Annotated in this window: 12 protein-coding genes; 10 read left to right on the top strand and 2 right to left on the bottom strand. The window is 45.7% G+C overall.

The genetic code is table 11. The annotated features are described in order from the left end of the window. The first annotated feature begins 13 nt into the window (after window positions 1-13). The 7 genes from priA to rraA all read left to right on the top strand — a co-directional run bounded on the left by priA (window position 14) and on the right by rraA (window position 8,640). A complete protein-coding gene (priA, locus tag R7P69_RS10610; RefSeq protein ID WP_053349704.1) occupies window positions 14-2,218 on the top strand; it encodes a primosomal protein N' in 2,205 nt (734 codons plus the stop codon). 303 nt (window positions 2,219-2,521) lie between these two features. Then, entirely contained in the window at window positions 2,522-3,550 is a 1,029-nt protein-coding gene (gene cytR / locus R7P69_RS10615; RefSeq protein WP_254901949.1) for a DNA-binding transcriptional regulator CytR, read from the top strand. 227 nt (window positions 3,551-3,777) lie between these two features. After that, a complete protein-coding gene (gene ftsN / locus R7P69_RS10620) occupies window positions 3,778-4,326 on the top strand; it encodes a cell division protein FtsN (RefSeq protein WP_047101882.1) in 549 nt (182 codons plus the stop codon). A gap of 115 nt (window positions 4,327-4,441) precedes the next feature. Beyond that, on the top strand, window positions 4,442-4,993 hold the full coding sequence (hslV, locus tag R7P69_RS10625) for an ATP-dependent protease subunit HslV (protein ID WP_005383176.1): 552 nt from the start codon (window positions 4,442-4,444) through the stop codon (window positions 4,991-4,993). A 23-nt stretch (window positions 4,994-5,016) separates the two neighbouring features. Then, window positions 5,017-6,348, top strand: a complete 1,332-nt coding sequence (gene hslU / locus R7P69_RS10630; protein ID WP_025768349.1) for an HslU--HslV peptidase ATPase subunit — start codon at window positions 5,017-5,019, stop codon at window positions 6,346-6,348. A gap of 791 nt (window positions 6,349-7,139) precedes the next feature. After that, window positions 7,140-8,057, top strand: coding sequence for a 1,4-dihydroxy-2-naphthoate polyprenyltransferase (locus R7P69_RS10635; RefSeq protein ID WP_213891727.1), 918 nt, complete (start codon window positions 7,140-7,142; stop codon window positions 8,055-8,057). A 76-nt stretch (window positions 8,058-8,133) separates the two neighbouring features. Further along, complete coding sequence (gene rraA, locus R7P69_RS10640) at window positions 8,134-8,640, top strand: ribonuclease E activity regulator RraA (protein ID WP_005379537.1); 507 nt, start codon at window positions 8,134-8,136, stop codon at window positions 8,638-8,640. A gap of 135 nt (window positions 8,641-8,775) precedes the next feature. Here the strand turns inward: rraA and zapB are convergent, their stop codons facing one another. Further along, window positions 8,776-9,018, bottom strand: coding sequence for a cell division protein ZapB (gene zapB / locus R7P69_RS10645; protein ID WP_005379536.1), 243 nt, complete (start codon window positions 9,016-9,018; stop codon window positions 8,776-8,778). 348 nt (window positions 9,019-9,366) lie between these two features. On the opposite strand from zapB, the gene glpX reads away from it, so the two are divergent. The 3 genes from glpX (at window position 9,367) to R7P69_RS10660 (ending at window position 11,891) form a co-directional block, all read left to right on the top strand. After that, on the top strand, window positions 9,367-10,374 hold the full coding sequence (gene glpX / locus R7P69_RS10650) for a class II fructose-bisphosphatase (protein ID WP_025768348.1): 1,008 nt from the start codon (window positions 9,367-9,369) through the stop codon (window positions 10,372-10,374). Between the two features lie 385 nt (window positions 10,375-10,759). Further along, the gene (locus R7P69_RS10655) at window positions 10,760-11,380 is read left to right on the top strand and encodes a helix-turn-helix transcriptional regulator (RefSeq protein ID WP_005379532.1); all 621 of its coding nucleotides are present in this window, start codon (window positions 10,760-10,762) and stop codon (window positions 11,378-11,380) included. 160 nt (window positions 11,381-11,540) lie between these two features. Continuing rightward, window positions 11,541-11,891 carry a DUF3135 domain-containing protein gene (locus tag R7P69_RS10660; RefSeq protein ID WP_238952188.1) on the top strand — a complete coding sequence of 117 codons (351 nt, stop codon included), beginning with the start codon at window positions 11,541-11,543 and terminating at the stop codon, window positions 11,889-11,891. Here R7P69_RS10660 and R7P69_RS10665 read toward each other — a convergent pair. Further along, entirely contained in the window at window positions 11,885-12,178 is a 294-nt protein-coding gene (locus R7P69_RS10665) for a GIY-YIG nuclease family protein (RefSeq protein ID WP_025768346.1), read from the bottom strand. The two genes, R7P69_RS10660 and R7P69_RS10665, sit on opposite strands and share 7 nt — an antisense overlap. Window positions 12,179-12,363: the final 185 nt, after the last annotated feature.

Below are 12,363 nucleotides of genomic sequence, written 5' to 3' on the forward strand. Positions count from 1 at the left end.
TATCTAAGAATTTATGCGTCCAACCATTGCTAGAGTGGCATTACCCGTTCCGCTCGACAAACAATTTGATTACGCCATTCCGGGGCACCTGTTTCCGATCATTGGTGGACGCGTTTCCGTACCTTTTGGACGCCAAACGTTAGTTGGCATCGTCACCGCGATGGTTAATCACTCGGACTTTCCCAAAGATCAACTCAAGCCAATCAAAGCAGTTCTTGATTCTCAGCCGATATGGTCTGAAAAGCTTTATTCGTTGCTGACTTGGTGCAGCCAGTTCTACCAATACCCACTTGGAGATACGCTACACAATGCGATGCCAGCAGCTCTACGTAAAGGAAAGCCTGCAGATTTTGCGACGCTACAAGAGTGGCAAATTACCGAATCCGGTAAAGACAAGCTGATGCAAGGGCTTGATCGTCGAGCGGTCAAACAACAGAAGGTCTTGCAAATGTTGGTTAACGGCGCTTTGCCTCACCAGGAATTTGTCGACCAAGAGATAGCCTCAACAGTACTAAAGTCTTTAGAAGAGAAAGGCTGGATTGAACGTATCGAGAAGAAGCCTGTAATCACCCAGTGGGGACAGCACGTTGAATGCGACGTCGAAAAGCCAAAGCTCAACCACGAACAAGCGCTGGCTATTGCGAGTGTAAATAGCCAAACAGGTTTTGCCTCCTATTTATTAGAAGGCGTCACGGGCTCAGGTAAGACAGAAGTGTACCTCAACCTTATCAAGCCAGTTTTAGAGCAAGGGAAACAAGCCTTGGTTTTAGTACCAGAGATTGGCTTAACGCCCCAAACCATCAACCGCTTTAAACGCCGTTTTAATGTGCCAGTTGACGTCATCCACTCCGGGTTAAACGAGACGGAGCGTCTGAATGCGTGGCTTTCTGCACGCGACAAAGCGGCCGGAATCATTATCGGCACACGCTCTGCCCTACTCGCGCCTTTTGCTGATCTCGGGATTATCATTGTGGACGAGGAACATGACACCTCTTACAAACAGCAAGATAGCTTGCGTTATCATGCACGCGATGTTGCTGTAATGCGCGCTCATAAAGAACAAGTTCCGATTGTTCTGGGCTCAGCCACACCTGCACTGGAGACATTGCACAATGCCTTGTCAGGCAAGTATCACCATTTAACACTAACCCAACGAGCTGGCTCTGCCGTACCAACCACCAATAAAGTGTTAGATGTAAAAGGTCAGTATTTAGAAAGTGGCTTATCTGCCCAACTGATTGCCGAGATGCGCAAGCATTTAAAAGCGGGCAATCAAGTAATGTTGTTTCTTAACCGTCGAGGCTTTTCGCCCGCTTTGATGTGCCATGAATGCGGTTGGATTGCAGAATGTAAACGCTGTGATGCGTACTATACGTTCCACCATTACAGCAACGAAATACGCTGCCATCACTGCGGCTCACAACAACCGGTGATTCATCAATGTCAGGGGTGTGGTTCAACCCAATTGGTTACCGTCGGCGTAGGAACGGAACAACTCGAACAACAATTGGCTCAGTTATTTCCAGAATACAACGCCATTCGCATCGACAGAGACAGCACACGCCGCAAAGGTAGTTTGGAAGATGCCCTTGAATCGATTCGTAAAGGTGAACATCAAATTCTGATTGGCACCCAAATGCTGGCTAAGGGGCACCATTTTCCAAATGTAACGCTCGTTGCTCTTTTGGATGTTGATGGCTCTCTTTATAGTAGTGACTTCCGCGCTTCCGAGCGACTAGCGCAGTTGTTTATTCAAGTCGCAGGTCGTGCCGGCCGCGCAAGTAAACCTGGCGAGGTTATCCTACAAACCCACCATCCTGAGCACAGCTTGCTGCAGGCCCTACTTCAAAAAGACTATCGCCACTTTGCTATGACTGCTCTGGAAGAACGCAAACTGGCTCAGCTTCCGCCTTATAGTTTCTTGACTCTGTTTAAAGCAGAGGCGAACCAAAGTGAGGTAGTTGAAGACTTCCTGCGTCAGGTTCGCTTTACGTTAGAGTCACACCCTCTGTTCGATGATTCCTGCATGGTGTTAGGCCCAACTCCTTCACCTTTGGCCAAGCGGGCTGGTAAATACCGTTGGCAACTATTACTGCAAACTCAGCATCGTTCATTGATGCAAAAGTTATTAACCAGTGCCAAACCTGCTATTGAGTTGTTGCCAAATGCTAAGAAAGTGCGCTGGAATTTAGACATAGAACCACAAGATCTCAGCTAGCAAACGTTTAACTATGTAATGAATTACCATTTAATGTGACCAGGATCACACCAAGATTGCAATTTTTGTTAAACAGACCGTAACTTTCACTTTAGAAATGAATAGACTATCCAAATTAGAAAAGTCTAAAGTGACTTGTTTGCACAGGCTTAGATTAAAACAATGACTATTCCCACAAATTGATATCGCGGTGAAGAATCCATTTTCCCACTCGTTAACACGAACTGAGCGAAGAGCAAACACAGCTCTAACTCGGTTTGATTACTCTGATTTCAAACCGGAATAACGTCATCTTGGCAAAAAATAAATGAGAGGTTAAAAACTATGGCGACAATGAAGGATGTTGCCCAGCTTGCGGGAGTGTCTACGGCTACGGTATCTCGAGCCTTAATGAATCCAGAGAAAGTCTCTTCTTCTACAAGAAAGAGAGTAGAAGATGCCGTACTTGAAGCGGGTTATTCTCCAAACTCATTAGCGCGTAACTTACGTAGAAACGAATCAAAAACCATTGTTACTATCGTTCCCGACATCTGTGATCCTTATTTTTCTGAAATTATTCGCGGTATTGAAGATGCAGCCATGGAACATGGCTATCTAGTCCTGTTGGGTGATAGCGGACAACAGAAGAAACGCGAAAGCTCTTTCGTTAACCTCGTATTTACTAAGCAGGCAGATGGAATGCTACTGCTTGGTACAGATCTACCATTCGATGTCAGTAAGCCAGAGCAAAAGAACTTACCTCCGATGGTAATGGCGTGTGAATTTGCGCCTGAACTCGAGCTTCCGACAGTACATATTGATAACCTGACCTCAGCATTTGAAGCGGTGAATTACCTGACCCAATTAGGTCATAAACGCATTGCTCAAATCTCTGGACCAGATACAGCAATATTGTGTCAATTCCGCCAGCAAGGCTACCAACAAGCCCTGCGCCGTGCCGGCATCAATAAAGATCCGCAATATAGTGTCATTACTGAGTTCTCTTTTGATGGCGGAGCAAAAGCCGTTCGTAAACTGCTCGAATTGCCAGAACCACCAACGGCTATTTTCTGTCACTGTGACACAATGGCCATCGGCGCAATTCAAGAAGCGAAAAAGCTTGGCTTACGAGTACCGCAAGATCTCTCTGTTGTGGGCTTTGATGACATTAACTTCGCTCAGTACTGCGATCCACCGTTGACCACCATCTCTCAACCTCGCTATGAGATTGGTCGACAAGCGATGCTAATGATGCTCGAGATGTTAAAAGGCCACGACGTGCATTCAGGCTCACGTCTGCTTGAAACTAATCTCGTCATTCGTGGAAGTGCAGCGCCACCACAGCGCCCTTAACCTAAAGATTAGGTATTCATCCCCAAAGCGGTGCTAAGGCGCCGCTTTTTTTTATTTACCCCTCCTGCTTTTTGTGTATCCCTGAATAAATGTAAGTGAGAACGGAAACACACTCCTACACTCGGGCGTTGTCGCGCTTTAGCTATCAAGATTCTATCAATAGGGTGTTTTCTCAACTCGTTCTGGATTAACATATTTGCAAGAATCCTTGATGACCAGAAATAACCGTGGCAAATAGAGATTATGTAAGACGAGGGCGAGGCGCCCCAAAAAAGTCGACAAAAAAACAGCCGCCGAAAAGAAAAAAACCTTGGCGCAGTGGCCTGCTCGCTATCTTGCTCGTGGGCGGTTTTGGCTATGGTCTTTACCTTTTGAGTAGTGACCCAGAACCTAAACAACCAGTCGTGAAGCAGCCAACAACCACTGTAAGCAAACCAAAGCCGAAAAAAGACTTGCCGCCACCACCAGAAGAAAAATGGGAATATGTTGAGTCACTACCGAAACGTGAAGTTGAAGTTGTGGCCAAAGAAATTGAAGTTTCTAAAATTCCTTACATCATGCAGTGTGGCGCGTACAAAACCCAGGCACAAGCCGAAGAGCGTAAGCTTGCAATCGCGTTCCAAGGGATGTCGAGCAAGATTCGTAAGAAAGAAGGCAGTTCATGGTATCGCGTGGTGCTAGGTCCGTATAAGTTCAAACGTGATGCAGAACGTGACCGTCATAAACTGCAACGCGCGAAAATCGAGCCGTGTGCGATTTGGAAAGAAAATCTTTAAACTCAGGCCCTAGGAGCTAAGATCCTAGGGCCTTTCTTTTTGCCCCCTTGAATCCCCATTTCTCCTCCCCCATATACTGAATTAAATCCAAAGAGAAATAATCAAGAGGTCGACTGTGACTACCATTGTATCTGTACGTCGAAATAATAAAGTCGTCATCGCGGGTGATGGCCAAGTATCTCTAGGCAATACCGTAATGAAAGGTAATGCGCGCAAAGTTCGCCGCCTGTACAACAACCAAGTACTAGCGGGCTTTGCCGGCGGTACTGCGGATGCCTTCACCCTTTTTGAGCGCTTCGAAAGCAAACTGCAAATGCACCAAGGTCACCTAACCAAAGCGGCAGTTGAGCTAGCTAAAGACTGGCGTAGCGATCGTGCTTTGCGCAAGCTCGAAGCCTTACTTGCCGTTGCCGACGAAACCGCATCGTTAATCATTACCGGTAATGGTGATGTCGTACAGCCAGAACATGACCTGATTGCGATTGGCTCTGGTGGTGCTTACGCACAAGCTGCCGCAACCGCCCTACTAGAAAACACAGATCTAGATGCTCGTGAGATCGCGGAAAAAGCTCTCAATATCGCGGGTGATATTTGTGTCTTCACTAACCATCACCACACGGTAGAAGAGCTAGACTCAACAGTAGAGCCTGAAAAACCAACCGCGTAATCGTAACGAAGTAAGGAAAGAATATGTCTGAAATGACGCCTCGCGAAATCGTTCATGAATTGAACCGCCACATTATCGGTCAAGAAAAAGCCAAGCGTTCGGTTGCGATTGCACTTCGTAACCGCTGGCGCCGCATGCAGCTTGAAGAAAGCTTGCGTGCCGAAGTGACGCCAAAAAACATCTTGATGATTGGTCCTACTGGTGTTGGTAAGACTGAAATCGCACGACGCCTCGCAAAACTGGCAAATGCCCCTTTCATCAAAGTTGAAGCGACAAAATTCACCGAAGTGGGTTACGTTGGTAAAGAAGTTGAAACCATCATCCGTGACCTAACAGATGTCGCTGTGAAAATGACGCATCAACAAGCGATGGAGAAAGTGAAATTCCGCGCAGAAGAGCAAGCGGAAGAACGTATTCTTGATGCGCTACTGCCACCAGCACGTGATAGTTGGGGTCAAGCAGAGCAAACGGAAGAGTCTTCTCACACTCGCCAGATCTTCCGTAAGAAACTGCGTGAAGGCCAACTAGACGATAAAGAAATTGAAATCGACGTAGCCGCACCACAAATGGGCGTAGAGATCATGGCGCCTCCTGGTATGGAAGAGATGACTAACCAGCTGCAAGGCATGTTCCAAAACCTGGCAGGCGACACTAAGAAAAAACGTAAGCTGAAAATCAAAGACGCAATGAAAGCGTTAGCGGAAGAAGAAGCGGCGAAACTGGTAAACCAAGAAGAGCTAAAAGAAGCAGCGATTTTCAACGTTGAAAACAACGGCATCGTATTTATCGATGAGATCGACAAGATCTGTAAACGCGGCGAGAGCTCAGGCCCAGACGTTTCACGCGAAGGTGTTCAGCGCGACCTACTTCCATTGATTGAAGGCAGCACGGTATCAACCAAGCACGGCATGGTAAAAACAGACCATATTCTGTTTGTTGCATCTGGTGCATTCCAAGTGGCAAAACCATCTGACTTGATCCCAGAATTGCAAGGTCGTCTACCAATTCGTGTTGAACTAGAAGCACTAAGCAGCAACGACTTCAAACGCATTCTGACAGAACCAAAAGCCTCTCTAACAGAGCAGTACGTTGCGTTGATGAAAACGGAAGATGTGGACATCGAATTCACAGAAGACGGCATCACGCAAATCGCGGAAGCGGCATGGACGGTCAACGAAAGCACAGAAAACATCGGTGCTCGTCGCTTACACACCGTAATGGAACGCTTGATGGATGAAATCTCTTACGACGCAGCGGAGCAATCTGGCGCTAAATTCGTTATTGATTCCGCTTACGTGAAAGCGCGCCTAGGCGACACAATTGAAGATGAAGATCTAAGCCGCTTTATTCTTTAATCGCAATCTATTTTACCAAAGCCCAGAACCTTGTTTCTGGGCTTTTTGTATAGAATGACGGTGACTTAGACAACACCCAAATCAAGGATCTCGTCATTCTAGCGAGCTCAAGCGAGGCTAAGAATCTGCTAACAGCAGACGCCTATTCTTTCTCTCTCACCTTAACCACTGCACAATCGGATGATGGATTCTGAATCACACTCGTTCCTCGCTGTTCAGAATGACGGTCACTTAGACGACATCTAAATCAAAAGGTCTGGTCATTCTAGCGAGATCTAGCGAGACTAAGAACCTGGTAACAACAGACGCCTATTTTTCCTCTCTCACCTTAATCACCGCACAATCGGATGATCGATTCTGAATCACATTCGTTCCTCGCTGTTCAGAATGACGGTTACTGTGACAACACCTAAATCAAAAAGATCTCGTCATTCTAGCGAGCTTAAGCGAGACTAAGAATCTGCTAACAGCAAACGCCTATTCTTTCTCTCTCACCACAACATTTCATAATCGGATGATAGATTCTGAATCACACTCGTTCCTCGCTGTTCAGAATGACGGTGACTTAGACAACATCTAGATCAAAAGCTCTCGTCATTCTAGCGAGCTTAAGCGAGACTAAGAATCTGCTAACAGCAGACGCCTTTCTTTCCCACTCACCTTCACCACTGCACAACCGGATGATAGATTCTGAATCACCCTTTGACTTCTAGTTGAGTTGTTTTAGGTCAATAGCGTATCTGCCTCTTTGTGCTTATACTGGGCACATTGGTTACTAGCACGAAATTTCCATGAAACAATCTCTACAGATCTGGCTTGAAGCCGCTCGTCCAAAAACATTACCTCTGGCATTAGTCTCTATCTTAACAGGTAGTGTACTCGCCTACTCGGCGGGTCATTTCTCACTGACGATTGCCATCATGGCTTTCGTAACCGCGACATTGCTGCAAATTCTGTCCAACCTGGCAAACGACTATGGCGATGCCGTTCAAGGTACAGATAACGACAAACGCCTCGGCCCATTACGAGCGATGCAGTCAGGCGCGGTAAGTGCGAAACAGATGAAACAGGCGATTATCTTTAACATCGCTCTGACCGCCATTTCAGGCTTGGTGTTAGTTTTCTATTCACTAAGTTCACTGGAAAGTATTGTTACTTTTATCGGGCTGGGAATTCTGGCCATTCTCGCAGCCATTGCTTATACCATGGGTAGCAAACCATACGGTTACGTGGGGCTTGGCGATATTTCAGTTTTCTTGTTTTTTGGTTTACTCGGCGTATCCGGTACTTATTTCTTGCATACTGGTCACGTAGATACCACGCTATTCTTACCTGCTCTAGGCTGCGGTTTACTCGCCGTTGCAGTACTCAACATCAACAATATGCGTGATATCGAGAACGACCGAGAGTGTGGTAAACGCACAGTCGCAGTGCGATTGGGTCAACGCAAAGCCAAGCAGTACCACTTTGTTTTACTTGGCGGTGCTATTCTTGCCTTTGCGGCTTACTTGTTAATTCAAGACAAACCCGTTTGGATTAGCTTGCCATTTTTACTTAGTATTTATTTCGTGGCCGATCATGGTAAAGCGGTTTGGCATACACAAAAGCCCGCTCAGATAGCACCAATGATGCCAGTCATCGTGAAATGCTCTTTAGTCACCAACGTTTTGTTTGCAACAATTGTGGTAGCTCAAACTCTAGTAAGTTAAAAAAGGATTGTCATTGCATTGACTTAATGCCTAGATATACTCAAAGACAACCAATTTCTGTTTAGAAAGGTACGCTATGGAATACAATACCTCAGCACTCTGTGATATCTACCTCGATCAGGTAGATGTGGTTGAACCAATGTTCAGTAACTTTGGCGGTCGCGCTTCATTTGCCGGGCAAATCACCACCATCAAGTGTTTTGAAGATAATTCGTTGATCCGCGAGACATTAGAGCAAGATGGACTTGGTCGCGTTTTGTTAATTGACGGTGGCGGTTCCCTACGTAAAGCCCTTATCGATGCAGAAATCGCAACCATTGCGGAAGAAAACGAGTGGGAAGGCATTGTCGTTTACGGTTGTGTTCGTGAAGTCGATGAACTTGAAGATATGAATTTAGGCATTCAAGCCCTCGCTTCTATTCCTGTTGGAGCGACCAGCCAGGGTATTGGTGAATTGGATGTACCAGTCAACTTTGGCGGCGTCAGCTTCTTACCTGAAGATTATATTTATGCTGATAGCACCGGAATTATCCTGTCGCCTGAACCATTGAATATTGATTTAGAGTTGGATGAAGAAGCATAACGAGTCTTAGGCGCCTAAGTTATAGGGTCTTCTCTTGGCTCTTAGCGCCTAGCCTTGTCTTAACATTTTCTACTTCCCTAAAACACAAACACCCGCTTAACGCGGGTGTTTTTAATTTGGAATGAAGAAGCCGAATTATTCCACTTCGTCCATTTTGCCAAGTAGTGCACGAATGCGCTCTTGCCATTGTGCGTGCTCTTGCTGTGCTTGTTGTGCTTTTTGCTCTAGCTCTTCACGTTGAGAGCGAAGCTCGTTCGCTTCTTCCGCAAGTTTAGCTTTATCTTCTTTCAGCTCTTCGACTTCCATCTGAAGAAGAGTGATTGTGTCAACTGCAGTTTGAATTTTAGATTCTAGTTGTTCTAGTACTTCAAAAGACATCTTGGCCTACCTATGTTATTCCGTTGGGACGATGTGCGAGATTGATGCACACCTAACCTATATAAGGTTCATTCTACTCAGCGTCGCGATGAGAAACACTCACTATATTCGATATTTTGCATCATTTGGTCAAAAAATCAGCGCAATCTCACTAAACGCTGACTTTTCTTGTCGCCGAAGCATTTTTGAGCAAGGATTTTGCGTCTCGCTACGCTGAAAATCGCCCTAAGTATTGATCAAATTCAAGTTAGATAAAGTAAAAGCCTCGCAAAAAGGCAAACGTTTACTCGACCTTGTGATAGAATCGCCGCGCAAATTCTTCTTCCCTCTTGCTTACTTGGAGACATCATGAAACGCGATTTAGCAATGGCATTTTCCCGTGTGACTGAAGGTGCAGCTCTGGCTGGTTACAAATGGCTTGGCCGTGGCGATAAAAACGCAGCCGATGGCGCTGCTGTTGAAGTTATGCGCACGCTACTGAACAAAACAGATATCAGTGGTGAAATTGTCATTGGTGAGGGTGAAATCGATGATGCGCCAATGCTGTACATTGGTGAGCAAGTGGGTATTGGTGGTGATGAAGTAGATATTGCAGTCGACCCGATTGAAGGAACGCGTATGACGGCAATGGGACAATCGAACGCACTAGCCGTACTTGCCGCAGGTGAGAAAGGCAGCTTTCTTAAAGCGCCAGATATGTACATGGAAAAACTGGTTGTTGGCCCTGGTGCAAAAGGCGTAATTGACTTAGAAAAGCCGTTAAAAGAAAACCTAGAGAACGTAGCAAAGGCCCTGAACAAGCCACTTGATACCCTAGTCGTTATTACCCTTGCGAAACCTCGCCACGATAACGTTATTGCAGAAATGCAAGCAATGGGCGTGCGTGTCTTTGCGGTGCCTGATGGTGACGTGGCTGCCTCTATTCTGACTTGTATGCCAGACAGTGAAGTGGACATGATGTACTGTATTGGCGGCGCGCCAGAAGGGGTTGTATCAGCAGCGGTAATTCGAGCGCTAGACGGTGACATGCACGGTCGTCTGCTTCCTCGTCACGAAGTAAAAGGCGATACTGAAGAAAACCGCATTTACGGCGCAGATGAACTAAAACGCTGCGATGAAATGGGCGTAAAAGCGAATGTTGTCCTCAAAATGGAAGACATGGCTCGTAGCGACAATGTGGTATTTTCAGCTACAGGCATCACTAAAGGTGACTTGCTGGAAGGTATCTCTCGTCAAGGCAATATGGCGACCACAGAAACGCTGCTCGTGCGCGGTAGATGCCGAACTATTCGCCGCATCAAATCGACTCACTACTTAGATCGTAAAGATCCAGAAGTGCGTGATATTATTCTTTAAGCATTTCTCGAGGCTCTCGCTCAGTCTGAGTTTGAGCCTTTCTTTCCGGCACAACGGGCAATAGATTCTGAATCACACTCGTTCCTCGTTGTTCAGAATGACGGTGACTTTAATAAGCTCTAAATCGAAAGAACTCGTCATTCTAGCAAGCTCCAGCGAGACTAAGAATCTGGTAACAGCAAACTCCTATTCTGTCCTGCTCGCCTTAACCGCTGCTCAACCAAAAGATAGATTCTGAATCACCTTATTCCTCGCCGTTCAGAATGACGACATATATTGGCTCATATGAACATAGCCCCTACAAATCCACACTCAAATTAAGTCAACACTTTTCTTTACTAACCCTATCGCGCATAATATGTACTGACGTATAAATGGTGGGTATATGAAGACCGTAGATAGGATATTGCAAATCGTTAAGCGTGATGGCTCCGTCACTGCAAAACAACTCTCTTCTGAGCTAGGTATGACAACCATGGGGGCTCGTCAGCACCTACAAAGTTTAGAAGATGATGGCATTCTTTCTATCCATGACGTAAAAGTGAAAGTTGGTCGCCCTGCTCGTCATTGGTCTCTCACTCAAAAAGGTCATGAGCAATTTGCTGACCGTCACGGTGAGTTGACCATTCAGTTTATAGAAGCTGTCGAACATATCTTTGGCAAAGATGGACTGGAAAAAGTCACATCAGAAAGGGAAAAACTCACGTTACAAAGTTATCGTCAGCATCTTGAGCAATGCGACTCTCTGCAAAGCAAACTAGAAACACTTGTCACATTAAGAGAGCAAGAAGGCTATATGGCCGAGCTCGAGAAAGATGAGAACGGATTCATCTTGATCGAAAATCACTGTCCGATTTGTAAAGCCGCAACTCGCTGCCCAAGCTTGTGCCAGTCAGAATTAAGTGTCTTTCAGTCTTTACTTGGACGTGACACCAAAGTAGAGCGTACCGAACACATCATTAGCGGCCAAAGACGCTGCGTTTACCGCATCCAACAACTACAGTAACCACCACAACCAAACATCGACATGCCGCACTTATTCAATCTCAAGCTTGAAAGCTTCTCTTATAAGTGAGACGGCTGAAGAATTCATCCTCTCTCCTCTTTCTAGTGGTATAGGCTTTTAGTAACTAAAGGCAATTTCCATAAGGATTTGGAGAGCATCGATGTCTAATCTACGTCATATCCCGTCCCAAACGCTTCCTCCATTCGATGAAATGGTTCGAATGGCAGAGCGAGACCCAGAAGCTTTTGAGCAATTTCGTCATGAGATGGCGAAAGAGATGATCGAAAGCGCATCAGAAAATATGAAAGAAAGATTGTGGGCTCAACAAAGCCACATTGATAGAGTCATCAGCACGTGTAAAAACCCTCATCACACCAATGTGGTATTGATGAACGAGTTGCAAAAACAGGTCGTAAAGTTCAAAGCAGCGCTAGAAGGGGAAGCGGCACCGACACAAAAAGCGGATGTGGTTAGCTTAAATACGTTTAAAGATAGGGATGATTTTTACTGATACTCAGTAGATAGATCGAGAAAGTTAGGGTTCGTTTCTCTTACCAAGGCTAACTTCCACTCACGCTTCCACTGCTTGAGCTGCTTTTCTCGGTTTATAGCATTAGCCATATCGTCGAATAACTCAAAGTAAACGAGCTTATGAACGTTGTATTTCTTAGTAAATCCTTCCACTACTCCATTTTTATGTTGCCATATTCTTTGGGGCAGCTGACTGGTAACACCTATGTAGAGAACGGCGTTGTTATTTGACGTTAGGATATAAACGCAAGGTGTCTTATCGATGATTCATTCTCCTTCATTATTCGCTGTTACTTTTCCATTGTAATTCGCGAGCTCAGTCAGTTTATTTCAAACTCGGAGCACTCTGTGCGTAGATTCTGAATCACACTCGTCCCTCGCTGTTCAGAATGATGATGACTTTAACAGCCTCCAAACCAAAAAGGATCGTCATTCTAGCGAGCCTTAGCGAG

It is taken from the genome of Vibrio sp. 661, assembly GCF_033339315.1.
In the GTDB taxonomy this organism is placed as follows: Bacteria; Pseudomonadota; Gammaproteobacteria; order Enterobacterales; family Vibrionaceae; genus Vibrio; species Vibrio alginolyticus.

Coding starts and splice junctions, on each gene's coding strand:
- glpX (WP_025768348.1), top strand. CDS start 9,367: ATGAAACGCGATTTAGCAATGGCATTTTCCCGTGTGACTGAAGGTGCA.
- R7P69_RS10655 (WP_005379532.1), top strand. CDS start 10,760: ATGAAGACCGTAGATAGGATATTGCAAATCGTTAAGCGTGATGGCTCC.
- priA (WP_053349704.1), top strand. CDS start 14: ATGCGTCCAACCATTGCTAGAGTGGCATTACCCGTTCCGCTCGACAAA.
- R7P69_RS10635 (WP_213891727.1), top strand. CDS start 7,140: ATGAAACAATCTCTACAGATCTGGCTTGAAGCCGCTCGTCCAAAAACA.
- zapB (WP_005379536.1), bottom strand. CDS start 9,018: ATGTCTTTTGAAGTACTAGAACAACTAGAATCTAAAATTCAAACTGCA.
- hslU (WP_025768349.1), top strand. CDS start 5,017: ATGTCTGAAATGACGCCTCGCGAAATCGTTCATGAATTGAACCGCCAC.
- rraA (WP_005379537.1), top strand. CDS start 8,134: ATGGAATACAATACCTCAGCACTCTGTGATATCTACCTCGATCAGGTA.
- R7P69_RS10660 (WP_238952188.1), top strand. CDS start 11,541: ATGTCTAATCTACGTCATATCCCGTCCCAAACGCTTCCTCCATTCGAT.